The following is a 25,255-nucleotide window of genomic DNA, read 5'->3' on the forward strand; positions in this document are numbered from 1 at the left end:
TTTTTTGACTATACGACATTATTTTTTAGTTTTATTTATTATGTTTATTTTTGGAAGTTCATATCCAGTAAACAAGCTTGCTTTAAATACATCCTTACCACCCATGTTAGCAGGATCCTTAAGAATGTTTATACTTTTTATTTTTCTCATTCCATTTTGTAAATTTAAAATACCAGATAAAAAATATTTTTTTCCTTTAATAGGTTTTTCATTAACTATGGGCTTTGGAGTTATATTTTTTTTAAATTTATCATTAGGCAAAGCAACTTTAGTTGCTCCTATTATTATTGGAGCTCAACTAGCAATACCCTTTGCTATTCTTGTAAGCTCAATTTTTCTTGGTGAAAAAGTTAGTACAAAACAGTGGATACTAATATTTATTTCTTTTTTTGGAATTTTTATAATTGGTTATGATCCAAATTTAAAAGGAGAAATTTATGCACTTTTTTTATGTGGTATTTCTGCTTTTTTTTACGGGATTGCAAATGTGTTATCAAGGTACATCAAAGAAGTTGATGTAAAATTTTCAAATATGATTATGGGACTTACAGGATTTATTACTATCTTAATATTTTCAATTTTTACTGAAGGAAATACAATTAATCATTTAAAAGATATTGATATCAACACCTGGCTTCTTTTGCTTCATAACGGGGTAACTGTTTCAGTTATTGCTCATACTTCTTTGTTTTACCTCTATAAATTTTATTCAGTTAATAAAGTTATGCCCTTCTATTCTCTATTTCCAATATTTGGTTTAATTTTAACTTTCTTGTTTTTTGGAGAAATTCCAACAATACTAAGTACTATTGGTGGGACTATTGTAATTATCTCTGTCTATCAGCTCCAAAAAATAAGATAAATCATTTATTGAAAATTGTTTCAAATAAGCTTTAATTTGATTTTTATAAATTGTTAACAATCAAAGAGGAAAATAATGAAAAAACTATTTATTGCTGCATTTATATTCGTTTCTACTTTTACAACGAATACATTCGCAGAAGTTAAAATGGGAATCATATTAGGATTTACTGGTCCTATTGAGTCTCTTACACCAGCTATGGCTGCATCTGCAGAGCTTGCATTTAAAGAAGCTTCTGATTCAGGTTCGCTATTAAGTGGAGAGACTATTTCAGTAGTAAGAGCAGATTCAACTTGTGTTGATTCAGCAGCAGCAACGGCAGCAGCAGAAGGTGTTATTGCACAAGGTGTTGCAGCAATTATGGGTGCTGACTGTTCAGGTGTAACTGGTGCTATCGCATCTAATGTTGCTGTACCAAATGGTGTAGTAATGATTTCACCATCAGCCACTTCACCAGGACTTACAGCTTTAGATGATAAAGGGTTTTTTTTTAGAACAGCACCATCTGATGCTAGAGGTGGTCAGATTTTAGCTGATATTACTAAAGACAGAAGAATCAAAAGTGTAGCAATTACTTACACTAACAATGACTATGGAAAAGGTTTGGCTGATGTTTATGCAGCAGCAGTAAAAGCTCATGGTATTAAAGTAACAATTGTATCTGCTCATGAAGATGGAAAAGCTGATTACTCATCTGAAGTGGCAACTTTAGCTTCAGCAGGTGGTGATGCAGTAGCAGTAATTGGTTACCTAGACCAAGGTGGAAAAGGAATCATTCAAGGTTCTTTAGACTCTGGTGCTTTTGATAAATTTATTTTATCTGATGGTATGATCGGTGACTCGTTAACTGATGCTTTTGGAAAAGATTTAAATAAATCTTTTGGTTCAATTCCTGGTTCAATGAATAAAAAAACAGCAGGTACTTTTGCGTCGGTTGCTAAAGTAGCGGGTATCGACTCGTCTGGACCTTACACAGGTGAATCTTATGATGCAGCAGCTTTAATCGTTCTTGCGATGCAAGCAGGTGGATCAGCTGATAGAGCCTCTATTGCTAATAATGTAATGGATGTTGCTAACGCTCCTGGAACTAAGATTTATCCAGGTGAACTTAAAAAAGGTTTAGACTTACTAGCACAAGGTAAAAAGGTTGACTACGAAGGTGCAACTGGAGTTACTTTTACTAGCGTTGGTGAGGCTGAAGGTTCTTTTTTAGAAAAAGAAATCAAAGGTGGAAAATTCAAAAATAAAAAACAAAGATAATTAATATCTTAATTTTAAAACCCTCAGCAGTGAAAATTGCTGGGGGTTTTTTTTATCTAAAAATTGCTGATAATCCTAAAAAACCCAAATATCGAGATGAATATAAGAAAATAAAAAACAACCTTTCTATAAGTCTCTTCTTTACTTTTAACAAAAAATTTATCTCCAATATAAACACCTATTGGTAAAATAATAATCAGTGGAACGGTTCTATAAATAGTTGTGACATCTACAATTCCAGCAAAAAAACTAAGAGTAAAAGCATAAATATCTGTTAAGAAAAATAGTGCTGCTAATGAACCTCTGATTATCGCAGGTTGAATGCTTGTAACCAATAAGAATAGTGCAACTGGCATTCCTCCTAAAGTAGTTAATCCATTTAATGTTCCAGAAATTATTCCTGTAAAGAGTTTTCCATAATTGTTATTAATCTTTTGATTTATATAGCCTCTCATTAATAAGAATGAAAAAAATATGATTAGTACACAAACAGATAGATGTGTGACGTCAGGGGTTAAATATTTTAATAGATAAATACCAACAGGAGAGCCAATAATTATTCCAAATAATAGTTTTACAACAAAATTCCAATCTATTTTGTTCCATATATATGGAATCATAAAAATACTAATAATGACCTCAAGTATTAGAATAATTGGAACTATTTCTATCGCTGGAAGAATAAAAGAAAAACCTGAGATGCATGTTGCTGAAAAGCCAAAGCCATTAAATCCTCTTATAATAGATGCAATAAATACGGTAAATATTACAAAATAAATTTCGACTAAGCTGAGTTGAAAATAAGCTAGTAAATCCATCTTACTTTCTTTCTTTTAAATCAGCTCTTAATGTTGACAAAATAATTAAAACTAAAAATATTATACAAACTAGATTCATTGTTTTCCAACTTGTTAAGGTTAAGAAAACTCCTGCAGATAAACTTGCAGTTGCTTGAATTGAATAAACTATTAGATCATTAAATCCTTGTGCCTTAAATTTTTCGTTTTCCCTATAAGATGAAACTAATAAACTTGTTCCAGATATAAATAAAAAGTTCCAACCAAATCCTAAAAATATTAATGCAATTAAGTAATTAGTAAAATTTTGATCAAAGAAACTAGTTAAAACTGTTATTAAAAATAAAAAAACACCAGTATACATTATTTTACTATGTCCAAATTTTCTAATCAAATTACCTGTAACCAGTGAAGGTAAAAACATTGCTGCAATATGCAGTTGGATTACTAGCCCTGTTTTAGTTAAGCTTATTTTTTCCATTACATGCATGCTTATTGGTGTGGCTGTCATTAAAAATGCCATTACGGCATAAGCAAAAGCTGAGGCAATTAATGCTTGTAAAAATCTTGGTTGAGAAATTAATTCTAGATAGCTACGTGAAGTTTTTTTATTAATATTATTTGGTTTGTGCCCATCTTTATAAAACATTAAAAAAATTGTTGATGTAAGGGTTAATGTGGCGAGCACGATATAAGATCCAGCATATAAATAACCAGAAATAATTTCTTTTGAAAGATTAGCTGCATTAGGCCCTATAAAAGCTGAACCTATTCCAGCTAGTAATATTATTGAAATAGCTTTTGGCGCCATATCTTTTTTTACAGTTTCAACAGCTGCAAAACGATATTGATGACTAAAAGCTACTCCTGCTCCAAGTAGAAAACATGCAAAATTAAATAAAATAAAACTTTCACTAATTATAGAATAAGCAGCAAGTAAAGATGATAATGAACTACCAACAGATGCAAACATAAAACCTGCTCTTCGGCCAATTATGCTCATAACCTTTGCTGCAAAGATTGCAAAAATTGCTACACCCACAATTGATAAAGCCATCGGAAGAGTTGCTAAAGATTTTACTGGACTAAACTGGGAACCAATTATTCCACTTAAAAAAACTGTTACCGGTGCTGCTGTAAAAGCAAAAATCTGACTTAAAATTAGTAGCCATAAATTTTTATTCATTAAAAAAAATATTTATCACCGATGTACATAGCCCATGCTACTGCAGCTCCGAGTATAATATATTTCATAATAAATTTATTTTATTTCGATTTTCTCGGGAAGTATACCCTTAGGTCGATACCTCATGATCAGTAAAAGACCCATACCCATCATTAAATATCTAAAGTATGGAACACTTTCAATTAAATGAATTTTTAATGAATGTGTGTCTGCTAAACCTGCTGTAAATAGATTAATTAAGAATAATGAGATTGGTGCTGCCTCAATCCACAAAAACCATACCGCAAAACCACCTAAAATTGCTCCAAAATTATTTCCACTTCCACCAACAATGACCATAACCCAGATCAAAAAAGTATACCTCATGGGTTGGTAACTACCTGGTGTAAATAAACCATCTTGAGTAACTAACATGGCACCAGCAATTCCAACTATAGCTGAGCCTAAAATAAAAATTAATAAGTGCTGTTTGACAACATTTTTTCCCATTGCATTTGCAGCTTCTTCATTATCTCTTATCGCACGCATCATTCTTCCCCATGGAGAGTAAAGAGCTTTTTGAGTAATTATTAAAAGAGCTACAACTACCATTAAGAACAACCCTGAATAACAAAGTTTGACAAAAACTGATGATCCCTCAATTACTAACTGATTAAGAGCTGCTTGTTTATTTGTAATACTTGAGATTAAATTTAATTTTCCAGAATTAAAATTTGCAACTAAATTTATAAACCATTCTTTAGTTTGGAGTTCAATTTCATAAGGTACTGGTCGATCCAGTCCAATTACATTTTTAACACCTCTTGTTAACCAATCTTCATGTTTTATGATGGCTATTACTATTTCTGATATTAATAATGTAGCAATGGCTAAGTAGTCTGCTCGCAAACCTAACGCAACTTTACCAACTATAAATGCTAGACCTGCTGCAAAAAATGCACCTACAATCCAAGAAAACATAATTGGCAATCCCAATCCTCCAAGAAATCCTGTTGTTGCAGGGTTAACATTTTCAATAGCCTCAATACTTGTCTCTGACGTAACTCTTATAATGATAATTCCAGCAATAATAATTGCAGCAATACCATAAGTTCTAATTTTAGATTTTTCAAAATTTTTTAACACAAAACGTATTGCAAAGACCATCACAACTATTAACCACAAAGACATTAAAATACTAAAACCACCTGCAACCCATGCCTCTTGTACAGGTTCAACAGAAATTAAAACTGCAGCCAATCCACCTAATGCTGCGTATCCCATAAGACCAAAATTAATTAAACCTGCATACCCCCATTGGATATTTGCACCCATAGTCATTACTGCAGAAATCAAACACATGTTAAAAATTGATAGAGCTACATTCCATGATTGAAATATTCCAACTAAAATAATAAGCCCCAACATTATTGTATAAGCTATAATTACATTTAAGTGCTTTCTCACAATACCTTCCCTTTGAATATTCCATTAGGTCTATAAAGTAAGACAATCACCAATATAGAAAATGAGACAGCAAATTTATAATCTGTTGATAATAACTGAACTAACGTTTCTGGTTCCATGCTTGCTGGTAAAATATACATAAAGAATTTTTTATAAGCATAGGTTAAGAATATTTCTGAAAATGCTATGACATATCCCCCTAAAAATGCTCCAAACGGGTTTCCAATACCTCCAACAATTGCGGCAGCAAAAATTGGCAGCATATTATTAAAGTAGGTAAATGGCTTAAAACTTTTGTCTAATCCGTATAAAGCCCCGCCTATTGTTGCCAAAATACCTGCAATAATCCAAGTAATCATAACCACTCTTTTAGGATCAATCCCAGACAATAAAGCTAAATCTTCATTATCAGAATAAGCACGCATGCTTTTTCCTGTTTTAGTTTTGCTTAAAAACCAGAATAAGATTGAAACTAATACAATTGTTACAAATATAGTTAACACCTGACTAGATTTAATTGCTAAACCCTCATTAAGTCCTGTCATCTCTTTAAACTCACCAGCTTTAATAATAAATTTTTCTCCATCAAAAAATCTTCTGTCAGATGGACCAATTATTATTCTAACTACGGCTTGTGTTACAAACATTACACCAATACTAACCATTGCAAGTTGAACAGGGGGGCTTTTACTTACTCTATAATATCTAAAAACAAATTTATCAACCAAGAGCATGTAACCAATTGTCAAAACAATTGCAAAAGGGATAGCAAGTAATGCTGTTGGTAACACTCCTAAGGAAATTCCAAGTGATTGAAAATACCAAGTGAATAATATAGTGACCATTGTACCAAAAGCCATCATGTCTCCAGTTGCAAAATTAGCAAACCTTAAAATTCCATAAATTAAAGTTACAAATATTGCACCCAATGCTAGTTGTGAGCCATACGTAAGTGCTGGCATAAAAATATAATTTAATAATAATATAATTGCATTTAAAAATTCCATGCTATCCACCTAAAAAAGAGCTTCTTACTCTTGGGTCGTTTAATAATTCTTTTCCTGTTCCTGAATATTTATTTTCACCTGTAACTAACACATATCCTCGATCGGAAATATTAAGAGCTTGTTTAGCATTTTGCTCGACCATTAAAATTGCAACATTAGTTCTTTTAACTTTAATTATATGATCAAATAATTCATCCATTACAATGGGAGAAACTCCAGCAGTTGGCTCATCTAACATTAACACAGATGGTTTTATCATTAATGCCCTTCCAAGAGCTACTTGCTGTCTTTGACCTCCAGATAATTCTCCAACTAATTGATTTCTTTTTTCTCTAAGTATTGGAAACAGTTCATAAATTTCTTCTATAATATTTTGATAATCATCATCTCTTAAGTAAGCCCCCATCTCTAAATTTTCTTCAACACTCATTCCTGAGAATACATTTTTTGTCTGTGGTACAAATGAAATACCCTCTCTCACCCTATCTTGTGGTGAAAGTTTTGAAATATCTTTGCCGTCGATTACAACTGAACCAGATTTTAAATTTAAGAGACCTAGCATTGCTTTCATAGCTGTTGATTTACCAGCACCATTAGGTCCAAGAATTGAAACTATTTCTCCTCTGTTCACATCAACAGAACAAGAATTGATGATATCAGGTCCATTACCATAACCACCTGTCATTTTTAAACCTTCAAAAAAAGCCATTAGTTTTCATCCTTTAATTTTGACCCTCTACCTAAATAGCTTTCTATGACTTTTTCATCTTTCTTGGCTTCTTCAGCGGTACCCTCAAATAAAACTGACCCTTCTGCCATAACAATAACAGGGTTACATAATCTACTTATAAATTCCATATCATGCTCAATCATACAGAATGTATAACCTTCTTCCTTATTTAACTTAAGAATTGCAGTACCTAGATCCTTAAGTAGTGTTCTATTAACACCAGCCCCTACTTCATCAAGTAATACTAATTTTGCATCAACCATCATAGTTCTTCCAAGTTCTAATAATTTCTTTTGGCCCCCTGATAAATTTCCAGCTAATTCATTTGATAAATGTGTCAGATTTAAAAAATTAACTACGTCTTGAGCTTTTTGTTTTACTGCAAGTTCTTCAGTTCTAACCAGACTCGGTTTTAGTAAAGCTGTCATTAATTTTTCACCTGATTGGTTTGCTGGAACCATCATCAAATTTTCAAGGACTGAAAGATTAGTAAACTCATGTGCTATTTGAAAAGTTCTTAAGATACCTTTTGAAAATAACTCATAAGAAGGAACATCTGTTACGTCTTCATCATAAAATAAAACTTTTCCACTTGATGCTTTTAGATTTCCAGCAATTAAATTAAATAAAGTAGTTTTACCAGAACCATTAGGTCCTATAATTCCTGTAATAGATCCTTCTTTAATTTTTAAAGAACAATCTGAAACTGCAGCTAACCCTCCAAAATATTTAGATAGGTATTCAATTTTTAATATATTCTGTTCTTGATCCATGGAATTTTATTTATTTAGTCTTTTATGAATATTGTTGAGAGTTATCCCTAAAGATTTATAAAACCCAGCTTTTGTTAACTCTTTAACACCTTGTTCATTTAACCCTTTGAGTGTTTGAGATTCTTTTACTAAATATTTTAAATCTTTTTTAGAGTTTACAATCGCATCTTCAGATAAAGCCAAAAACAATGAAGTTATATATTTTTGTGCATCATTTCGCTTAACTCCTCTTTTAATTAACCAGTCAGTCATCACTCTTAGTAGCTCATAAAATGGAGCCATCATTCCAGATATAGACCAAAAATTAATGGATAATTTTTCATTTTTAATTTCAACGGTTGTACCAATCTTATCAAAGAATTTTTTGACCTTTTTGTTTGGAGGGCAAATGGGTATGGGTCCTTTTTTTAGAGATATTGGTGGTAGGGGTATTGCTCTTACTATTGTTGCCTTTACTTTTATTGCTTTTTTTAATTGTGATAAATTTATACTAGAAATAAAACTCACTATAATATGTTTAGACTTGAATTTTAATGATTTAATAATTTTTTCACCTACATTTGGAGTTACAGATAAAAATATCCAATCACTTTGATCGGTTATTTGTTGATTATTTTTTGCAATAACTATTTTATTAAATCTATTTTTTAGGTATTTAGAAATTTTTTTATTTCTTGGAGAAACAATGATTTTTTTAAATGGTATCTTAGATTTACAAATACCAGTTATTACTGATGATGCAATTTTACCTGTTCCTATAAATCCTAAAATCATAACTATGAATAATATAATCTAGATTATTTCTTTGATGTAAAATTGAAAGCAAAAAAAAACCCCCTTTCGGGGGTTTTTTAAAAATTAATGGAATTTATTAATTAGAATGATTTTCCAATTGATATTTTCGCTGCTGTTGTGTCGATATCAGCTTCAACAATGTTGCTTCCAGTTGAAGTAAGTCTAATATCTTCATATTCTGACATACTGTATTCAGTTCTTAAGTAAATACCATTGTCTCTCTCAAAGTGAGCACCAATACCTGCTGTAACACCATTTACTGAAGTGTTACCGTATGTAGATCCTGTATTTAACTTTTCTTTTGTTTCAACATCCATAGATATAATTCCAGCTTTTATGTAAAAAGGTGATGAACCCATAGGCATTAAACCATAAAAAGTTAAATGTTGACTTACAACAGCTGAGGCTTTGTTTCCACCAGATGTGTCAAAGTCATCATCAGCTCTAGTTTTTGTTCCTACATCTGCTTCACCCGGTACGTAATCTACACCTAAAGTAAAACCGTTAGAAAATGTTCTTTCAGCAAAAACATGACCTATTGTAGTAGTCTCTGAAGTCGATGCAACAGCTGACTGTTTCTTAGTTGTTCTTAATGTTTCAGAACCACTTCCGTTTACCTCTGTATTAGAAACTGAAATACCAAGTCTGAAACCTTCAGACATATTATCAGCATTAACTTGGGCAAAAGAAAAAAGTACAGCAACAGTAATTAAAAGTATTCTTTTCATAATTATCCTCAATATATTAATTGTTAAATTTAACAGCTCCTTGATAGCATAAATTTGTCTAACGTGGAGATTTTTGATTTAAAATTTTAAATATTTCAAGATTGTGATAAAAATACAACAAAAAAATGTTGGTATATAAAGATAATATTTAGCTTTTATATATGTAAATTTAAATCAGATAATTTGTATTAATAGAAGAAATTTGTCTTTAAATCTCTTAATTATCTAATTAATAACCGATTCTCCAAAGACTTTCTTGATATTGCTAAGAATAACTTTTGAATATGATTGCATATTCTTTAGAAAGCTTTTTTTTAAAAATATTTAGTAAAAAAAGAGCCTCTAATTCTTAATAGCTCTCTACTTAAATCTTTATTTTCTTTGAAAGGTTTTCTTCCATGTAACCAAAAATAATTATTAGCCACAATGATTGATCCAGGTGCTAATTTAGTAATTACTTTATTCTTACTCTCCTCTAAACCATCTGATAATTTTTGTAAGAAAATTCCTTGATCCATATTTTTTGGCTCAGGGAATTGGTCAATATATGAAATATTTGGCGTACCCTTATCATCTGTTGTGAAAACTGGATGTTCAACTTTATATTCTATGTTTTTACTTTTGGGTGAGCCCCAAATAAAATTTTTTCTTCCAACTGGATCATTAAATAAATCCTCACAATGTTCCCAGTCATCAAGATGAAGCATTGCTGTTTCTCCCCCCTGAACATTTTGTTCTTCAATTTTAGTCATAAGAAGCCAATCTGTGATCTCTTTGACATATGTCCCATCTGTATGAAGATCCATATTTGTGTAAGCTTTTCTTAAATACGAGTCACTTTTATCTTCGTGCTTTACGAAAAATCTTGCATAATATTTTCCAGCCATCGCATCGTGATTTGGATTGCCAATTAAATAAGCAATTGCTGTTGATAGCTTAACTAAAAAAGTATCATTAATTTTTGGAGTTATATTTTTTGGTCTAATTATAAAACAACCTGTGTCTCTATCTCTCACTATTAAGTTAAGTAATTTACTTAATTTATTAGATGTTAAATCGTCTAAACTTTTAGCAATAGTAAATCTAGTAAATGGTTTGTACTCTAAAGCGGTAATATCAAATTTATTGAATGGAAATATTAATTTATCTACAATTTCATCTTCAATTCTAATATCAATTATTCTTTTTGAATCTTGATATTTGGTTATTGATATTCCAGAGATATTTTTCATTAAAGATAATTACCTATTAGCGCCATCATAATAGCAGAAATCACAGTTGGATAAACAAAATTTCTTTTTGAAATAAAAAATATAAATAAGCAAAATAAAACCACTACAATTCTACTTAAATAACTAGCATCAAATAAAACACCTACCGGAAAAATAATTGTCCTAGCTATCAATGCTGCTAATGTTGAATAAGCTAAGCAATTGAACCATCTAAATAGTTTTGAATTTTCTTTTATTCCTTTTGATGAAATGACACCTAAAAATCTTGAAGAGAAAGTTGCAAGGGACGTGACTAAGATTGCAAGAAATACACTAGTTGACATTTAGCTCTCCTATAAAATAAGCAATTGTTCCACCAACAAGCCCACCTAATAAAATTGACCACTCTGGAGATAGAAAATAAAAAATTGGTCCTAATACTAAGCCCAAAATTACTGCAGCTGTAATTTGAATAGTCTTCATGGCACCAACCATCATACATAAAAAGTAGATTGGGTTTAAAATTGCTAAACCCATCATCATATTTTTATCCAAGTAATCTGAAGCATAAAAACCAACAAAAGTACCTATTACTGCTGTAGTCCAAGTTGCGCAGCCAATACCAATCCAAAAATCTATTCGGTTTTTTTTTTCAATACTTTTATAATTGCTCTTCATAATTAACCACGCAGACACTGCTATGAAGTGACATGAAAAATAATATTTCCACTTAGGTTGACTTTTGTGCATCATCAATGGGAATAAAGAAACTGCCATTGGATAAAGTCGAGCATTCACAAACCAAACTGCTAAAAAAATGTTTAACAATGATGCTCCTACTAATAACGATTCTGCCATAACTAACGAACCAGGCAAAGCATAAGTAAGCATTGTTGAAAAAATACTTTCCTGAATATTAAAGCCTAAATTTTTAAGGAGTGCTCCAATAGCGATAAAACAACAACCAAGTGCAAGGGCTGGGCTGTCTAGCGCTAGAATTGATTTAAAACCTTTAAAGAAAAATTCTTTATTAATCATTAACCACCAAGGAATAATCTACCAACATCAGGATTTTTTAATAAATCGTCCCCTTTGCCAGCAATAGCAGTTTGTCCAGATACTAAAACGTAACCTATATCTGCAAACTCTAATCCCTTTTTAGCATTTTGTTCTACTAAAATAATTGTTTTCTTTTCTGTTTGTTGAAGATCCCTTAAAATTTCAAAGACCATATCAATATATCTTGGCTCTAATCCAATAGATGGTTCATCTACAAGTAATACTGATGGCTTCATAACTAATGCTCTAGAGATTTCTAATAGTCTTCTTTCTCCACCTGATAAAACTTTAGCAGGTTGATTTCTTCTGTTTCTTAATCTTTCATATTTTTCAAAAATTCTTTCTGCTTCTTGATAGGATTCGTCAGTATTTTCTTTAGCATAACCACCCATCAATAAATTTTCTTCAACAGTCATATCTGGAAAAACTGAATTATCTTGAAGTATATAAGCAATTCCACATGATGTAAGTTTTTGAGCTGGAGTTAAGTTGGTAATTTCTTTTCCATCAATTTCTATTTGTCCTGAAAAAATATTAGTAAATCCATAAATAGAATGAAGTATTGTAGATTTTCCTGCACCATTTGGTCCAATCAAACATAGTGACTGAGCCTTACTTACATTTAAATTAAAATCATGAAGTATTTCCATTTTACCATAACCAGCTGATAATTTTTTTATAGTTAAGTGAATATTATCTGGAGATAATTTTTGTAAATCTTCTGGCCCTGGTGCTTTACCTAATACATCATATTGATTTGACATTATTGTGCCCCTAGATAAGCGTCTAGCACACGCTTATCATTTTTAATTTCATCCGGAGTTCCATTTGCTAACATCTGACCATGCGCTAAACAGAAAACTCTTTGTGCTAAATTCATTATTACTTTCATATTATGCTCTATAACTAGCAAGGTAATTCCATAGTCCTTGTTAACACTAATTAAACGATCGATAATTCCATTAATTAAAGTAGGGTTTATTCCAGCTGTTGGTTCATCTAATAAAAGCATTTTAGGTTCATTCATTAGTGCCATAGCAAGTTCTAGCAATTTTTGCTGCCCAAATGAAAGATCACCGGCTCTGAGTTTTCTTTTTTGATGAAGTCCTACAAATTTCAATAATGTCTCAGCTTTATCTGTTATATCCGAAGGTATCTTTTGAAATACTGTCAATATTCCATCATTCTCAGGTTTGTTACTGATTAACATATTTTGAATACAGTTTAATTTTCCATAAATTCTAGTTTGTTGAAAAGTTCTAAGTAATCCAAGCTTTGCAACAACAGGAACTGGCAGTTCTGAAACCTCTGTGCCATCAAATTTGATTGAACCATTATCAATTGGATAAGTTCCTACAATAGAATTAAATAAAGTTGTTTTACCAGATCCATTCGGACCAATTAATCCAACAATTGAACCTTGCTCAACTGACATTGAAATATCAACATTAGCTTTAACACCACCAAAAGATTTACTTACATTTGATACGTCTAATATAGCCATTACTTTAGTTCCACCTGTGCTTTTAAGTCAGCTTCATCTACAACTTCACCAAATCTTTCAGGATACTTTTCTCTTAACCATCCCATCACTCCTTCAGGAAAATAAACAACTATAACAATAATTAAAACTCCAAGAGCAACATATTGCCAGCCCAAGAAGTAAGTCCAAAAACCTTCTTTAAATAAGTGAAATATAGTTGCACCAACAAGTGGTCCCCACAAAGTTCCTTTACCACCAAGGATTGCCATTAAAACCATGAACACACCAAAAGTTGGTCCAGCAAATGCAATCTCCGTTGGTTCAATGTAACCATTAATATGACCCATTAATCCTCCAGCAATTCCAACAAAGAAGGCTGATACCATCCAACCTATGATTTTATATCTCATGGTGTGAATCCCCATTGCTTCAGCTTTATCTTCATTGTCTCTTATTGCATTTAAAACTAATCCAAACCTTGTGCTATATGCCCACTTCAAAGTAATAAAAGTTACAACTGCAAGAGTAAGACACAAATAATATAAAAACTGGGAAGATGATGCATTAGATCCAAAACCTTTTGGCCAAACTGGAACTGTCATACCTTGACCTGCACCAATAATCTCAATTCCACCTGCAAGTTCACCTGCAGCAATTCCTAAAGCTAGTGTGCAAATTGCAAAGTAGTGTCCTCTTAAACCTAAAATCCCATAACCAATTACTCCTGCAATTATTGTCGGAATAATTCCTGCTAATAATATACCAACACCAAAACCTTGAAAAAATTGAGGGATAGTATGAATAAAAGTTTTTTCACCTCCTGCATCTGTCCATTCTGCAAGTGAAAAGAACATTGCTATTTGTGTGCTTGAAGCAACATACATACCAACACCAAAAAATAATATATTACCAAATGTGTTATAACCCATCTGTCCACCTTGGACATCCCAAGTCATAGCTAAAACAATTAATATATAAAGAAATGAAAGCTGAAGTTTATAAGCTGGAAATATGAATGCTCCAGCTAAGCCAAAGATTATTAAACCAGCATATAATAAAGTATTTTTATTCACTATTTTAAATACTCTCTTTTTCGAGCTAATTTAAACCTTCTATAGACTAGAATAATGACTAGTAATGAAAATACCGCCGCAATTCTAAATTCTGTTCCAAGCAAATAATCTGCCCATTCTTCAAATATACCAAGACCCATACCAGATATTGCAACAGCTGGTAAATTTCCAAGTCCTGCAATGATTACAATCATGAAAGATCTAACTGTATAAGGTAACCCTGTATATGGATGTAATGTGTATGTAATTGCAATACATGCACCTGCTATTCCACATAATGCTGCGTTAATTCCAAAAGTTGCTGCATAAACTTTCTCAGTATCAACACCCAAAATCTTTGCTGCTCTTGCATTTTGAGCTGTTGCTCTAATTGCTCTGCCTAATTTTGATTTCTTCATGTAGATGACAAGAATGATTGCAGATACTACACAAACTGCTCCCGAAAATATTTTTGAATTAGCAAGCACCAAAGTATTGTCAAAAAGCATCAATGTGCCTAGTTCTGCATTTGCAACAACCACGTCCGCGCCAAATGCAAAATTCATTAACTGTTGAGCTAAAATACTAATTCCAAAAGTTGCAAGTATTGAAGTAAATAAATCTTTATCTACTACTTTATTAATAATTAGTTTGTACATCCCCCAACCCACAAAATACATAATTATTGGTGAAACAATTATTCCAAAGGCTGGATGAATTCCTGATAGATACATAAAGTATGCAATATATCCACCCATGATTACTAATTCTCCTTGGGCAATGTTTATTATATTCATCACTCCCCACTGCAATGCCATACCATAAGCAATCAAAGCAAATAAAATTCCTATAAGAATTCCATCCAGTGATGCTTGTAATGTTAGAATTGGATATTGAAAAATAGTAAAGTCCATAAATTCTTTAGATGTTTATAAAAAAATGCCCCCTATTACTAGGGAGCATTTTGAATATTAGATATTATCTATTTGACCAAGTTGGAGTTGGGTGTACTAACTCAGCTGATGCCCATTTTGTAGGAGCTACAACTTTATTTTCACACTTACCAGCATCACAAATCACTTGAAAAAGTACCATTGGCTTAGATACGTTTTGACCACCTGCAGCAAATTTTATGTTTCCATAAAAAGTTTGCATATCAGTTGCAGCTAAAGCATCTCTAACTTTTTTAGTATCAAATGATTGTGCTCTTTCGAACGCATCTTTAAAAACTAATAAAGCAGCCGAAGATTCAGCAGCTTGATATGGCGGTGCATATCCAAACGCTTTAGTAAAGTCAGCATCATATTTCATACCACCACCAAAGAACTTATCTTTGTATGATAAAGATTTATGCCATTGAGATGCACAAAGTGCATACTCAGATATATCACCCAATTGTTTAGAAAGTTTAGCAGCATCACAATGTGTCATTGCTAGCATTGGAACATCAATCTTCATTTCTGCTATTTCTTTGACTGCTGTCAAGGCACCCTTAGTATGTCCTGATACCACAAGTACGTCTGGCTTCTTAACCCTAACCTCATTTAAAGTTGTTTGCATAGTATTAAGCTCTTTTGGTAACTTGTCATCTATGATGATTGTAGAACCTGTTCTTTTAGCAGCTTCAACAATACCCAATCTCACATCTTGAGAAAAGGGATCTTGTTCAAATGCCATTGCAATCTTAACTGGTTTTCCACCGTTTTTTTCAACTGCAAGATCAATTGCTACATCAAGATATAAGTTCGCTGGGGCAAGTACTGCAAATAAATATTTGTAGCCTTTAGTGAATAACGATCTAGACGCACCGTTTGCTTCAACCATAGGAACTTCATATTTTTCAGTTACAGGAGCCATAGCTTTTGTAAGTCCTGAGCTATAAGGCCCAAGCATAAACTGAACACCATCTTGTTGGATTAATCTTTCTGCAAGTTGTGCTGCTCTTCCTGAGTTTGACTCATCATCGTAATAAATAATATCAAACTTGTAAGTTTTTCCACCAACTTTAACACCACCCATGCTGTTAATTCTCTCAACTGCTAAATTATAACCGTTTTGAGTATGAACACCATTAGATGAATATTTTCCAGTTAATGAAACAGCTGCACCTAAAATAATTTTATCCCCAACAACCTTCGCGAAAGATATAGTTGAAGCTGAAATTAAAAGAGCAATTGCAGAAACTAAAGTAATTAGTATATTTCTGATTTTCATTTTTATTTTCCTTTATTAGTTTTAAATTTAAAAAAATTATTTAACTCTGAAATTAAAAAACAAACAAGTATGTATTAAAGATTGCGACTTAATATTTTTGAATAAAAGCTATTATAATTGCGATTATTATTAGCACGCACGCTGAAATTGTATTTATAACTTTTGGATTTGCTTTTATCCAAACAATTAACTTTCTGGCAAGTACAGCATAAGCAATTAAAGATAAAAAATCTAAAACTACATATGTTGTAATTAAAATTATAAATTGAACAACATAGTTTGAATTAAAATCAATGAACTGTGGAAAGATTAATGGAAAAAACATCCAAGCTTTAGGACTTGTTCCTGCAACTAAAAACCCATCTTTAAAAAAAGAAAAAAAACTTTTTGAGGTAGTATTATCTGAGCTTACATCTTTAAGTCTTGAGTTATAAATATCGTAAGCAAGGTAGAGTAAATATGCAATTCCTATCCACTTAAAAGTATTTAGAAAGTTTGGATTATCTACAAAAAAAGATCCAAGTACAAAAATTACTAACGTTGCTTGAATAAAATTTGCAGTAATATCTCCAAGTGCTGTCCAAATACATTTTTGAACTCCATAATTCATAGAATAAGAAATGATAACAATTCTAGGTGTACCAGGGGTAATAAATAGAAATAAAATTATTTGTAAAAAAAGAAAGTAATTTAAAGGGAGCATTTTAAAGTCTGAGGATAGTCCAAATAAACCAGGAGCTAAAGATGGCTAAGATGGACTATCTAAATTTAAAGATATCACGACCCTAAATAAAATGCATTAATCATTTTTTTCAAATATGATGATTATTGAGGATTTATGAAAAAAAAAGGTCACACCCCAATAACTAGGGTCAAAAATCCAGAACCCCATATATCAGATCCTGACTGGATCATCTGGGCTGCTTGGGCTGATCGGATCACTTTTGAAGAAATAGAGAAAAAGACTGGAAAGACAGAAGGTGAAGTTATCAAGATTATGAGACGATCTATAAAACCTGTGTCTTTTAGATTATGGAGAAAAAGAGTTAATCAAAAAAGTATAAAACACAAAAAAAAATTTGAATACTCTAGAAAAGAAATAACTAACAAAATAAAAAAGAATGATTATTTATAGTTCATAAAATCATTCACTATTTATATATAATTACCTAAAATAGTTGTGATGTTCTAAAAATTATTTATTTGTAATTACAAATTTGATACCAAATGGTTCAACACCTATTTTTTTTGCCTGTATATCTGTTCCGCCTCCATCGTATTGAAAATCAACACTTACCGATTCTGACGTGTTAAACTGTAACTCTAATCCAGCAATATCTTCAGTAATTACCAAAGGAGTTCCAAGTTTAAAAGCACCAAATATTCTTTGTGCATTTGCTAATGTAGTTGCAATAGCTTCATCTGTTTGAAGTAAAGCTCCTGCCATTTCAGCGCCAATTGAACCAATTTCTTCATAACCTGTATACGGTCTAAAAGTTGTTCCACAATCATTAGAAGTATCACAAGTGCTATCGACTGAATCAATGATTTCTGTTGCATAATCATAATTTGCTCCAACAGAAGTTCCACAAGCCATGCCCAATTTTTGCGTATTATTAGTTGCTGTAGCTATATAACTTTCTGTTATACCAACACTACCAACTTGTTGTCCTTCAGCTCGATTAGTATAAACAGTTGTTTTATCAATACTCCAACAAATAGTTCCTGCTGAATATGTTGATGCATGAAATCCATTCATTGTTGGGTCGTTACCATCAGCTTTTACAAAAGTTTCTTGATGTTTTACCTTTAATTCATTGTCTACAATTACAGCAGCAAAAGGATACGATCCAATGGGCAAAACAAGATCACCTTCCAAAAGGTCTTCTTGGCCAGTTGGTGTAATTATAATATCTTTTCCTGCAGCACTATTAAAAATATCTTCACAAGAACTAAAATCTTGCTCAGCTCCAGTATCACCAGTTCCTGCAACAAAAGGGTCTGCAGTACATACCATAAATCTGTAAAATTTTACTTTATAAAAGAGAGGTTGTTCGTTACAAGAATCCTTGACGTAACTCCCTGCTGTGTGAGATACTATTTGACCATTACCACCAGAGTCATTAGAGGGGGAAACTTTTACTTTTATTTTATTATCAGCATCTCTAATACAAGCCTCGGCTTTAGCTGAATTTTGTGCAACTATATTAAAAACTATACTTAACAAAACAATAATAAGTAAAATAGGTAGCTTTTTTAAAATATTAGAATCCACTGACTTTTACTCCTGATTTAGATATTTTAACTACTCTTATCTTATTCTCTCTTTTCACTGGAAGATATAATTTGTCTTCTACGCTTGTATATTCAAATGCTTTTCTCTTATTTTTAAGGCTTGCTAATTGGTACGAGTCTTTCATTTTTTTATCACTTGTAGGGTCTTTTATTTCTGACAATGCATAATAGTCTTTTTTTATTTTATCTCCTAAAACTACAACAAATTTAATACTGCCAAAAAAAGCATCGTTATTCTGATTGTCATCCAAATATCCACTCTCTATAATAAAATTACCTAAAGACGCATTAGCTCCAATTTTAGTTCCTTTCACTTCATGAGTGCTGCCTGTTGCAGGATTTTCAAATTCAAATAAATTTGCAAAAACATTTACATCTCTTTTTCCAGGTAGATGATAATCTAATTGCGTATCCCATCCATCTAATGCTCTTTCTGATCCATCATTAGTATTTTTTGAACCACTGATAGCATTATAATAATTTCCTCTTAAATCAAAAACACTTGAAATAGCTTCAACGCCTGCTCCTGTTCTTGTATGACCTTCATCAAACTGTTGATCATAAAATAAATTAGAACCTATCAAAAATTTGTTATCATTTAGAAGCTTCCGAACACCAAAACCAATATTTATTGTTTCATCGTCATCATGTGTATTTAAACTTGTTTGATTAAAAACTGTTCCAGAATCTATCTTTAAAAGCTCAGTTACACTCATAATACTAAAGCTTGGTTTTAATTTTTCTTGCACTTGGATATCAAAATCTAGGTATTTCATATTTTCAAAATTATTTTTAGCAAAATTAGAAATAGCCAGTGCTGTTTCATTAGAAAATTCATTAATTTTATTTTTTACTAATTCTGCTGAAACACTTACAGAATGAATAGAAATCATGTAAATTAAAGCTGTACTGATAAATAAATTCTTCACAAATTTTATTTATCAAATATAGTCAGTTTTTTAAACTTAAAAATAAACCAAAATAGGTCTTAGATAATGAAAGATGTTACTATTTATACAGGTCCACTATGCAATTTTTGCGATGCAGCAAAACGATTATTAACCAGAAACAATGTTGAATATAAAGAAATTAATATTGCAACAGTAGATGGTGCAATGGATGAAATGATTACAAAAGCTAATGGTAAAAGAACTATTCCTCAAATCTTTTTTGGTGATCAACACATTGGTGGTTACGATGAAGCTAGAGCTCTTGAAAAAGAAAATAAACTACAAGACTTATTAAAATAAAAATTTATTGAAAAGTAATTACTACACTTGGTTCTGCACCAAAAAGACCTGTTGCATTTGAACTAGTAGTGCAATGTCCTGCAGTTCCGGCAGCGCCATAACCCCAACCAATAGCTGCTGTTGTTCCAAAAGCTATCTTAACTGTTGGAAGTCTTCCTAAAGTAATATTAACAGGGGCTGTTAATACAGTTCTGTGCATAATATCTACGTTACCTGGATCAGCTAATGAGTTATCATCATCAGCACTTACTGAACCATCAGCAGCAATAAAATTTAGCGCATCACCTGCACCCATATCACTACCTAAAGCTTCTCCCATGTAATAAACTCCTGCAGCTTCATCACCATTAACAACTTTCATATTAGTTGTTTTTTGATATTTATTTAATGTAAAATCTAGGATTGAAGCTTTTACCTCAAATCCTAAACTTATTCTTGAATGATCTTCTTGTATGTCTTTGTCATAAAATGAGTTTGCACCAAACATCATAGATTTATCAGAATTTAAAAATCTATACCCAAGACCTAAGTTTCCAATATATCTATTATCTCCATTAACTTCATTATTATGAATGCTAAATTGTGTGAATAAATTTGAATTCTCTTTTGATAAAATATCTCTTACACCTAAAATTTCAAAGTCAGGATTATCTTCTTCTCTAATTTCAACTGAAACTTCCGTTACACCTTCACCTGGTATTAAATTTCCTATAGTTGAAGATATTTTTTCTGAAGCTTTAGATAATGCTTGCCCCTTAATATCTGCATTAACCGCAGTAGAAATCAATAGACTAAGAATTAATAACAAAACTCTCATTTTTTTTTACAACAAAAATTATTTATTTGTAAATATTAATTTTTTGGCTTAAATATTAAGCAAACTCCATTATTACAGTATCTTTTTCCAGTTGGATCTGGTCCATCTTCAAAGATATGACCATGATGTCCACCACATTTTTTACAGTGATATTCTACTCTCTCGTACCCTAATAGTGTATCTGTTTTAGTTTCAAATGCATCTGGAAGTGATTGATAAAATGAAGGCCAACCTGAACCGCTTTCATATTTAGCAGTTGAATCAAATAATTTTTCATCACAGTTAACACAGTAATAGCTTCCTTCTCTTTTTTCATTATTTAAATCACTTGTACCTGGTGACTCTGTGCCATCCTCAAATAAGACTAATTTTTGCTCTGCTGTTAAATCTATGTTTTTTTTCATTATTTTTTTTTAAATATATAATTGTTTCCCATTATTTTTTCTAAAAAATAGTTATTTTTATTTAATAAATCATTAAGTTTTTGACCGATAATCTTCGCTTCTTTATTATGGTTTATCATTTCTACAGAAATAAATTTAATATTAAATCTGTTATAATCTATTGAGCTTAGAATATTCAGCTCATGACCTTCAACATCTATATTTAAAAAATCAATATCATTAAATTTATACTCATTTAATATTCTATCTAATCTCTTTGTGCTTATTTCACTTAATGATATTTCTTCATCACTTACATTGTGGTGTTTTTTTAGAAATAATAAATGATTACTTTCTAAGGTATTTTGAGTGTTTAATTCATCAATAAAATAGAGAGTCTTTAGTTCTTCTTTGTCTGATATTGCTGCATTAATATTAATATCTTTAGTTCTTAAAAAATTAAATAACTCTATAGTTAAAGGATTAAGATCAATGTTTATTCCTCTCCACCCAAGTTTATACATTTTGTAGGTGTTGTTGTATCTTGTTGGGTGAAAGCAACCAATATCAACAAATTTACCTTTGTGATCTTTCTCAAAAAAACTTAGTATAAATTGTTCTTCTCCAAATTGTGATCCATTTTTTAAAGATTTATAGTATCTAATATAGATGTTATAGAAATAATAAAGCTTTTTAAAAAATGGATATTTCTTTACAAAATTGAGAAATTTAGATTTTGACTTCCTCATAAATTTTTATGGATTATTCTATTAAACGCACTGGCTTTTTATTAACACATGCCTCTAAATTTTCAATCATTTGTGTATAAAATTTAGTGTAATTCTCTGCTGTAACATAACCAATATGTGGAAGTAACAATGCATTTGGTAAAAATCTTAATTTATTATTTTCTGGCAAAGGTTCTATATCATAAACATCTAGACCAGCACCTGCAATAACATTAGTTGATAGCGCTATAATTAAATCATCTTCATTAATGATGGATCCTCTTGAAGTGTTAATTAAAAAAGCAGTTTTTTTCATTGTGTCTAGCTCTTTTAGTTTTATTAACTCTTTATATCTTTCTCCACCTTGAACATGGATGGATATAAAATCAGAATTTTGAAATAAGTCTTCTTTACTACATGGAAGTACACCCAATTCTTTACAAGTATCTAAATTCAAATTTTCACTCCAAGCCATAATTTCCATACCAAAAGCTTTACCAATTTTAGCAACTTGTGAACCAACTCTTCCAAGTCCAACTAACCCTAAAATTTTTCCTTTAAGCTCAAATCCAATAGTTGATTGCCAGTAACCTTGATACATATTATCAATTTCTTCTTTAAAGTTTCTAGCTAAACCTAAGATTAAACCCCAGGTTAATTCTGTGGTTCCTGCAAAATCAATCTCTGTTCCACACACTATAATCTTTCTCTTTTTAGCGGCAGCTAAGTCTATTGCTTTATTTCTTGAGCCACTTGTAATGATGTATTTAAGGTCATTTAAATTATCAATTAAATTTTTAGTAATAGGAGTTCTTTCTCTCATTATCAATAATGCTTCAAAATCTGCTAATTGCTCTATAGCGTCTGCCTCATCTTCAAAGGGTTCACTAAATATTTTAAATTCATATTTTCCAGATAGTTTTTTTAGGTCAACAAATTCATGAGACACGTTTTGGTAATCATCTAAGATAGCAACTTTAAGCATTTTTAATCTTTCTATTTGATAAAAGAATTCCTGTTAAAATAAATATTGCACCCAACATATGATAAAACATAAATTTTTCATTAAAAATAATCATTGCCATAATTGCACTTAAAATAGGCATCATATGTAAAAAAACACCTGCTCTATTAGCACCAATTAAAGCAACTCCTTTTATCCAAAAAATAAAAGAAGCAAGACCTGGAAACAAAACTACATAAAATAAAATCATGTAAAAGTTTTGATTTAGAATAATTCTAAAGCCCATTTGGTACTCTATAAAGTAAATTGGTATTAAGAAAATAAAACCAAATGAAATTACTACTTCTAGTAACCCTAGTTGAGATAATTCATGTTTTTTTTTCTTTAATAGTGCTGAATAAGTAGCCCATGACAACATTCCAAAAACCATTGTAATGTCACCTTTATTAAAATCTAAATTCATTAATATTCCAAGATTTGCTTTAGTGATTATCAAAACAACTCCAATAAAAGAACATGTAACCCCTAATATTTGAAAAGTATTAGTTTTTTCAATCTTTAAAATTGATGAAATAAAAATTATCATTACAGGTATTGTTGATATCATTAACACTCCACTAATAACTTGCGTAAAGTTTAAAGAATAATAGACGATTGAATTAAATATGGTAACACTCGTTATTCCAAGAATTGTATAATATTTATAATTTTCTAAAATATAATTTCTTTTTTCAAATATTTCTTGAATTGTAAATGGAGCTAAGATCAACCAAGCAAAAAGCCATCTATAAAAATTTAATGAAAATGGAGGTACTTCATATTGACTAGCAAATTTACCAACTAAAAAATTTCCTGACCAGAATAAAGCTGCTAGAAATAAAAATATATAAGCGACATTATTTTTATTTATCACTTAGCTAAACCTAAGTGAGCTATAAGGTTTTAAGTTTAAATTAGTGTTTTCTTCTGCAATCATTCCAGCTATTATTTTTCCTGAGATAGGTCCTAAAGTCCATCCCAAATGATGGTGACCAAAACTATAAAAAATATTTTTATGATTTTTTGATGGACCTATTACTGGTAAAAAATCAGGTAAGCTAGGTCTAAAGCCCATCCATTCATCTTCGTGGTCTGGCAGGTCACCTAACATGTATTTTGCATTATTAATTAAATTTTTAATTCTTCCTTTAGATAGAGGATTATTTAGACCACCAAATTCAACAGTGCCAACAACTCTAAGTCCCTGTTCCATTGGTGTAATACCAAAGCCTCTATTGGAAAAAATTACTGGTCTTTTTAAAAGATGATCGCAATCTTTAAAGTGAACATGGTACCCTCTTTCTGTATCAAGAGGTATTTTTTCATCTAAATTGTCTGTTAATATTTTAGAAAAAGCACCACATGCAATTACCAATTTATCAACAATAAATTTTTGTGTTTCAGTTTTTATGACTGGTTTTTCCTCGTCAAAATTAATGTCTTGAACATTCATTTTTAAAAATTTTCCACTTTTTTTTAAAAAAAGATCAAATAACTTTAAAAGAATTTTTTTTGGGTTTCTCGCATGTCTTCCATGCTGATAATAAACACCACCATGGTAAAAAGGTTTAATATTAGGTTCTAGGTCATGAATTTCTTTTGGTGTCACTACTTGTTGATCAACACCCAATTCATTTCTAACTTTAATTTCTAGCTCTCTGCTTTTCAAATTTTGATCATTCCAAATATATAAGATACCTTTTTTTTCGACTAAACCTTCCAGGTCTATTTCATCAAATAGCTCATCATATGCTGGTAGTGCTAGATCTAAAATTTGGTGCATATTTTTTGCTGTGTGCATCATTCTTTCGGTTGTACAGTTTCTAATAAATTGCAGAAACCAAGGAATCATTTTTGGCACATAATTCCACTTAAGAGCAAGTGGACCAGTTGAGCTTAAAAGCATTGCAGGAACATCCGATAAAACATCGGGTCTATTCATTAAGACACATGCATAAGGTGAGAAGTGACCTGCATTACCATAAGAAGCAGCCGGGCTGCCTGGCTCTTCTTTATCAAAGATTGTTACATCAAAACCTTTTTTTTGCAAAAATAATCCATTAGATATTCCCTGAATACCTGCCCCAATAATTCCAATCTTTAATTTTTTACTCATGGTATTCTGTATAATTTCTAGATAAATTTTTTCCAGTGGCAAATTCGACTAATTTTATTT

General features: G+C 31.1%; 29 protein-coding genes. 4 read left to right on the top strand and 25 right to left on the bottom strand.

Going from position 1 to position 25,255, the window contains the following annotated elements; all coding sequences use genetic code 11:
- Window positions 1–4: 4 nt before the first annotated feature.
- Both ABXT55_RS05335 and ABXT55_RS05340 read left to right on the top strand, forming a co-directional pair.
- Complete coding sequence (locus ABXT55_RS05335; protein ID WP_415284283.1) at window positions 5–862, top strand: DMT family transporter; 858 nt, start codon at window positions 5–7, stop codon at window positions 860–862.
- A 75-nt stretch (window positions 863–937) separates the two neighbouring features.
- Window positions 938–2,122 carry an ABC transporter substrate-binding protein gene (locus tag ABXT55_RS05340; protein WP_415284284.1) on the top strand — a complete coding sequence of 395 codons (1,185 nt, stop codon included), beginning with the start codon at window positions 938–940 and terminating at the stop codon, window positions 2,120–2,122.
- Between the two features lie 56 nt (window positions 2,123–2,178).
- On the opposite strand, the gene ABXT55_RS05345 is transcribed toward ABXT55_RS05340, so the two are convergent.
- The 17 genes from ABXT55_RS05345 to ABXT55_RS05425 form a co-directional block, all read right to left on the bottom strand.
- On the bottom strand, window positions 2,179–2,940 hold the full coding sequence (locus ABXT55_RS05345) for a sulfite exporter TauE/SafE family protein (RefSeq protein WP_415284285.1): 762 nt from the start codon (window positions 2,938–2,940) through the stop codon (window positions 2,179–2,181).
- Window position 2,941: 1 nt separating this feature from the next.
- Window positions 2,942–4,105, bottom strand: coding sequence for an MFS transporter (locus ABXT55_RS05350; protein ID WP_415284287.1), 1,164 nt, complete (start codon window positions 4,103–4,105; stop codon window positions 2,942–2,944).
- A 75-nt stretch (window positions 4,106–4,180) separates the two neighbouring features.
- Window positions 4,181–5,512: a branched-chain amino acid ABC transporter permease gene (locus ABXT55_RS05355; protein ID WP_415285455.1), complete on the bottom strand. Its 1,332-nt coding sequence runs from the start codon at window positions 5,510–5,512 to the stop codon at window positions 4,181–4,183.
- 35 nt (window positions 5,513–5,547) lie between these two features.
- Window positions 5,548–6,558, bottom strand: coding sequence for a branched-chain amino acid ABC transporter permease (locus ABXT55_RS05360; RefSeq protein ID WP_415284288.1), 1,011 nt, complete (start codon window positions 6,556–6,558; stop codon window positions 5,548–5,550).
- 1 nt (window position 6,559) lies between these two features.
- Window positions 6,560–7,267 carry an ABC transporter ATP-binding protein gene (locus tag ABXT55_RS05365; protein ID WP_415284289.1) on the bottom strand — a complete coding sequence of 236 codons (708 nt, stop codon included), beginning with the start codon at window positions 7,265–7,267 and terminating at the stop codon, window positions 6,560–6,562.
- A complete protein-coding gene (locus tag ABXT55_RS05370) occupies window positions 7,267–8,061 on the bottom strand; it encodes an ABC transporter ATP-binding protein (protein ID WP_415284290.1) in 795 nt (264 codons plus the stop codon). Before ABXT55_RS05370 ends, ABXT55_RS05365 begins: the two co-directional genes overlap by 1 nt.
- A gap of 6 nt (window positions 8,062–8,067) precedes the next feature.
- The gene (locus ABXT55_RS05375; RefSeq protein ID WP_415284291.1) at window positions 8,068–8,835 is read right to left on the bottom strand and encodes a pyrroline-5-carboxylate reductase; all 768 of its coding nucleotides are present in this window, start codon (window positions 8,833–8,835) and stop codon (window positions 8,068–8,070) included.
- Between the two features lie 101 nt (window positions 8,836–8,936).
- Complete coding sequence (locus ABXT55_RS05380; RefSeq protein ID WP_415284292.1) at window positions 8,937–9,584, bottom strand: hypothetical protein; 648 nt, start codon at window positions 9,582–9,584, stop codon at window positions 8,937–8,939.
- A gap of 314 nt (window positions 9,585–9,898) precedes the next feature.
- Window positions 9,899–10,816, bottom strand: a complete 918-nt coding sequence (gene glaH / locus ABXT55_RS05385) for a glutarate dioxygenase GlaH (protein ID WP_415284293.1) — start codon at window positions 10,814–10,816, stop codon at window positions 9,899–9,901.
- Complete coding sequence (locus ABXT55_RS05390) at window positions 10,816–11,139, bottom strand: AzlD domain-containing protein (protein ID WP_415284294.1); 324 nt, start codon at window positions 11,137–11,139, stop codon at window positions 10,816–10,818. Before ABXT55_RS05390 ends, glaH begins: the two co-directional genes overlap by 1 nt.
- The gene (locus ABXT55_RS05395) at window positions 11,129–11,833 is read right to left on the bottom strand and encodes an AzlC family ABC transporter permease (protein WP_415284295.1); all 705 of its coding nucleotides are present in this window, start codon (window positions 11,831–11,833) and stop codon (window positions 11,129–11,131) included. Before ABXT55_RS05395 ends, ABXT55_RS05390 begins: the two co-directional genes overlap by 11 nt.
- Complete coding sequence (locus tag ABXT55_RS05400; RefSeq protein ID WP_415284296.1) at window positions 11,833–12,618, bottom strand: ABC transporter ATP-binding protein; 786 nt, start codon at window positions 12,616–12,618, stop codon at window positions 11,833–11,835. Before ABXT55_RS05400 ends, ABXT55_RS05395 begins: the two co-directional genes overlap by 1 nt.
- A complete protein-coding gene (locus tag ABXT55_RS05405; protein WP_415284297.1) occupies window positions 12,618–13,358 on the bottom strand; it encodes an ABC transporter ATP-binding protein in 741 nt (246 codons plus the stop codon). Before ABXT55_RS05405 ends, ABXT55_RS05400 begins: the two co-directional genes overlap by 1 nt.
- Window positions 13,358–14,410 carry a branched-chain amino acid ABC transporter permease gene (locus ABXT55_RS05410; RefSeq protein ID WP_415284298.1) on the bottom strand — a complete coding sequence of 351 codons (1,053 nt, stop codon included), beginning with the start codon at window positions 14,408–14,410 and terminating at the stop codon, window positions 13,358–13,360. The genes ABXT55_RS05405 and ABXT55_RS05410 overlap by 1 nt, the downstream gene beginning before the upstream one ends.
- Window positions 14,410–15,303 carry a branched-chain amino acid ABC transporter permease gene (locus tag ABXT55_RS05415; protein WP_415284299.1) on the bottom strand — a complete coding sequence of 298 codons (894 nt, stop codon included), beginning with the start codon at window positions 15,301–15,303 and terminating at the stop codon, window positions 14,410–14,412. Before ABXT55_RS05415 ends, ABXT55_RS05410 begins: the two co-directional genes overlap by 1 nt.
- 64 nt (window positions 15,304–15,367) lie before the next feature.
- Window positions 15,368–16,603 carry an amino acid ABC transporter substrate-binding protein gene (locus ABXT55_RS05420; RefSeq protein ID WP_415284301.1) on the bottom strand — a complete coding sequence of 412 codons (1,236 nt, stop codon included), beginning with the start codon at window positions 16,601–16,603 and terminating at the stop codon, window positions 15,368–15,370.
- Between the two features lie 88 nt (window positions 16,604–16,691).
- Complete coding sequence (locus ABXT55_RS05425; RefSeq protein WP_415284302.1) at window positions 16,692–17,306, bottom strand: LysE family translocator; 615 nt, start codon at window positions 17,304–17,306, stop codon at window positions 16,692–16,694.
- A gap of 135 nt (window positions 17,307–17,441) precedes the next feature.
- Here ABXT55_RS05425 and ABXT55_RS05430 point away from each other — a divergent pair, with 135 nt between their 5' ends.
- Window positions 17,442–17,738 (top strand): TIGR03643 family protein, encoded by a 297-nt coding sequence (locus tag ABXT55_RS05430; RefSeq protein WP_415284303.1) that lies wholly within the window; start codon window positions 17,442–17,444, stop codon window positions 17,736–17,738.
- Between the two features lie 60 nt (window positions 17,739–17,798).
- Here the strand turns inward: ABXT55_RS05430 and ABXT55_RS05435 are convergent, their stop codons facing one another.
- Together ABXT55_RS05435 and ABXT55_RS05440 are read right to left on the bottom strand one after the other, a co-directional pair.
- Window positions 17,799–18,878, bottom strand: a complete 1,080-nt coding sequence (locus tag ABXT55_RS05435) for a hypothetical protein (RefSeq protein ID WP_415284304.1) — start codon at window positions 18,876–18,878, stop codon at window positions 17,799–17,801.
- Entirely contained in the window at window positions 18,868–19,827 is a 960-nt protein-coding gene (locus ABXT55_RS05440; RefSeq protein ID WP_415284305.1) for an inverse autotransporter beta domain-containing protein, read from the bottom strand. The genes ABXT55_RS05435 and ABXT55_RS05440 overlap by 11 nt, the downstream gene beginning before the upstream one ends.
- A 66-nt stretch (window positions 19,828–19,893) precedes the next feature.
- Between ABXT55_RS05440 and grxC the strand changes: the two genes are divergently transcribed.
- On the top strand, window positions 19,894–20,148 hold the full coding sequence (grxC, locus tag ABXT55_RS05445) for a glutaredoxin 3 (RefSeq protein ID WP_415284306.1): 255 nt from the start codon (window positions 19,894–19,896) through the stop codon (window positions 20,146–20,148).
- 4 nt (window positions 20,149–20,152) lie between these two features.
- Here the strand turns inward: grxC and ABXT55_RS05450 are convergent, their stop codons facing one another.
- The 6 genes from ABXT55_RS05450 to ABXT55_RS05475 are packed head-to-tail and all read right to left on the bottom strand — an operon-like array spanning window position 20,153 to window position 25,195.
- Window positions 20,153–20,965 carry an inverse autotransporter beta domain-containing protein gene (locus ABXT55_RS05450; protein WP_415284307.1) on the bottom strand — a complete coding sequence of 271 codons (813 nt, stop codon included), beginning with the start codon at window positions 20,963–20,965 and terminating at the stop codon, window positions 20,153–20,155.
- Between the two features lie 35 nt (window positions 20,966–21,000).
- Window positions 21,001–21,369: a peptide-methionine (R)-S-oxide reductase MsrB gene (gene msrB, locus ABXT55_RS05455; RefSeq protein WP_415284308.1), complete on the bottom strand. Its 369-nt coding sequence runs from the start codon at window positions 21,367–21,369 to the stop codon at window positions 21,001–21,003.
- On the bottom strand, window positions 21,369–22,097 hold the full coding sequence (locus tag ABXT55_RS05460; RefSeq protein ID WP_415284309.1) for an FkbM family methyltransferase: 729 nt from the start codon (window positions 22,095–22,097) through the stop codon (window positions 21,369–21,371). Before ABXT55_RS05460 ends, msrB begins: the two co-directional genes overlap by 1 nt.
- A gap of 13 nt (window positions 22,098–22,110) precedes the next feature.
- On the bottom strand, window positions 22,111–23,061 hold the full coding sequence (locus ABXT55_RS05465; RefSeq protein ID WP_415284310.1) for a D-2-hydroxyacid dehydrogenase family protein: 951 nt from the start codon (window positions 23,059–23,061) through the stop codon (window positions 22,111–22,113).
- Window positions 23,054–23,953: a DMT family transporter gene (locus ABXT55_RS05470; RefSeq protein WP_415284311.1), complete on the bottom strand. Its 900-nt coding sequence runs from the start codon at window positions 23,951–23,953 to the stop codon at window positions 23,054–23,056. Before ABXT55_RS05470 ends, ABXT55_RS05465 begins: the two co-directional genes overlap by 8 nt.
- Window positions 23,954–25,195: an NAD(P)/FAD-dependent oxidoreductase gene (locus ABXT55_RS05475; protein WP_415284312.1), complete on the bottom strand. Its 1,242-nt coding sequence runs from the start codon at window positions 25,193–25,195 to the stop codon at window positions 23,954–23,956.
- Window positions 25,196–25,255: the final 60 nt, after the last annotated feature.

This window comes from Candidatus Pelagibacter sp. Uisw_130 (assembly GCF_047722505.1).
GTDB lineage: Bacteria > Pseudomonadota > Alphaproteobacteria > Pelagibacterales > Pelagibacteraceae > Pelagibacter.

Bases quoted from the DNA above. Each gene is read 5' to 3' on its own strand.
- ABXT55_RS05400 (WP_415284296.1), bottom strand. From the start codon at position 12,618: ATGTCAAATCAATATGATGTATTAGGTAAAGCACCAGGGCCAGAAGAT.
- ABXT55_RS05365 (WP_415284289.1), bottom strand. From the start codon at position 7,267: ATGGCTTTTTTTGAAGGTTTAAAAATGACAGGTGGTTATGGTAATGGA.
- ABXT55_RS05395 (WP_415284295.1), bottom strand. From the start codon at position 11,833: ATGATTAATAAAGAATTTTTCTTTAAAGGTTTTAAATCAATTCTAGCG.
- ABXT55_RS05460 (WP_415284309.1), bottom strand. From the start codon at position 22,097: ATGAGGAAGTCAAAATCTAAATTTCTCAATTTTGTAAAGAAATATCCA.
- ABXT55_RS05450 (WP_415284307.1), bottom strand. From the start codon at position 20,965: ATGAGAGTTTTGTTATTAATTCTTAGTCTATTGATTTCTACTGCGGTT.
- ABXT55_RS05355 (WP_415285455.1), bottom strand. From the start codon at position 5,512: ATGTTGGGGCTTATTATTTTAGTTGGAATATTTCAATCATGGAATGTA.
- ABXT55_RS05420 (WP_415284301.1), bottom strand. From the start codon at position 16,603: ATGAAAATCAGAAATATACTAATTACTTTAGTTTCTGCAATTGCTCTT.
- ABXT55_RS05360 (WP_415284288.1), bottom strand. From the start codon at position 6,558: ATGGAATTTTTAAATGCAATTATATTATTATTAAATTATATTTTTATG.
- grxC (WP_415284306.1), top strand. From the start codon at position 19,894: ATGAAAGATGTTACTATTTATACAGGTCCACTATGCAATTTTTGCGAT.
- glaH (WP_415284293.1), bottom strand. From the start codon at position 10,816: ATGAAAAATATCTCTGGAATATCAATAACCAAATATCAAGATTCAAAA.
- ABXT55_RS05405 (WP_415284297.1), bottom strand. From the start codon at position 13,358: ATGGCTATATTAGACGTATCAAATGTAAGTAAATCTTTTGGTGGTGTT.
- ABXT55_RS05465 (WP_415284310.1), bottom strand. From the start codon at position 23,061: ATGCTTAAAGTTGCTATCTTAGATGATTACCAAAACGTGTCTCATGAA.
- ABXT55_RS05415 (WP_415284299.1), bottom strand. From the start codon at position 15,303: ATGGACTTTACTATTTTTCAATATCCAATTCTAACATTACAAGCATCA.
- ABXT55_RS05350 (WP_415284287.1), bottom strand. From the start codon at position 4,105: ATGAATAAAAATTTATGGCTACTAATTTTAAGTCAGATTTTTGCTTTT.
- ABXT55_RS05425 (WP_415284302.1), bottom strand. From the start codon at position 17,306: ATGCTCCCTTTAAATTACTTTCTTTTTTTACAAATAATTTTATTTCTA.
- ABXT55_RS05475 (WP_415284312.1), bottom strand. From the start codon at position 25,195: ATGAGTAAAAAATTAAAGATTGGAATTATTGGGGCAGGTATTCAGGGA.
- msrB (WP_415284308.1), bottom strand. From the start codon at position 21,369: ATGAAAAAAAACATAGATTTAACAGCAGAGCAAAAATTAGTCTTATTT.
- ABXT55_RS05390 (WP_415284294.1), bottom strand. From the start codon at position 11,139: ATGTCAACTAGTGTATTTCTTGCAATCTTAGTCACGTCCCTTGCAACT.
- ABXT55_RS05370 (WP_415284290.1), bottom strand. From the start codon at position 8,061: ATGGATCAAGAACAGAATATATTAAAAATTGAATACCTATCTAAATAT.
- ABXT55_RS05340 (WP_415284284.1), top strand. From the start codon at position 938: ATGAAAAAACTATTTATTGCTGCATTTATATTCGTTTCTACTTTTACA.
- ABXT55_RS05430 (WP_415284303.1), top strand. From the start codon at position 17,442: ATGAAAAAAAAAGGTCACACCCCAATAACTAGGGTCAAAAATCCAGAA.
- ABXT55_RS05345 (WP_415284285.1), bottom strand. From the start codon at position 2,940: ATGGATTTACTAGCTTATTTTCAACTCAGCTTAGTCGAAATTTATTTT.
- ABXT55_RS05380 (WP_415284292.1), bottom strand. From the start codon at position 9,584: ATGAAAAGAATACTTTTAATTACTGTTGCTGTACTTTTTTCTTTTGCC.
- ABXT55_RS05375 (WP_415284291.1), bottom strand. From the start codon at position 8,835: ATGATTTTAGGATTTATAGGAACAGGTAAAATTGCATCATCAGTAATA.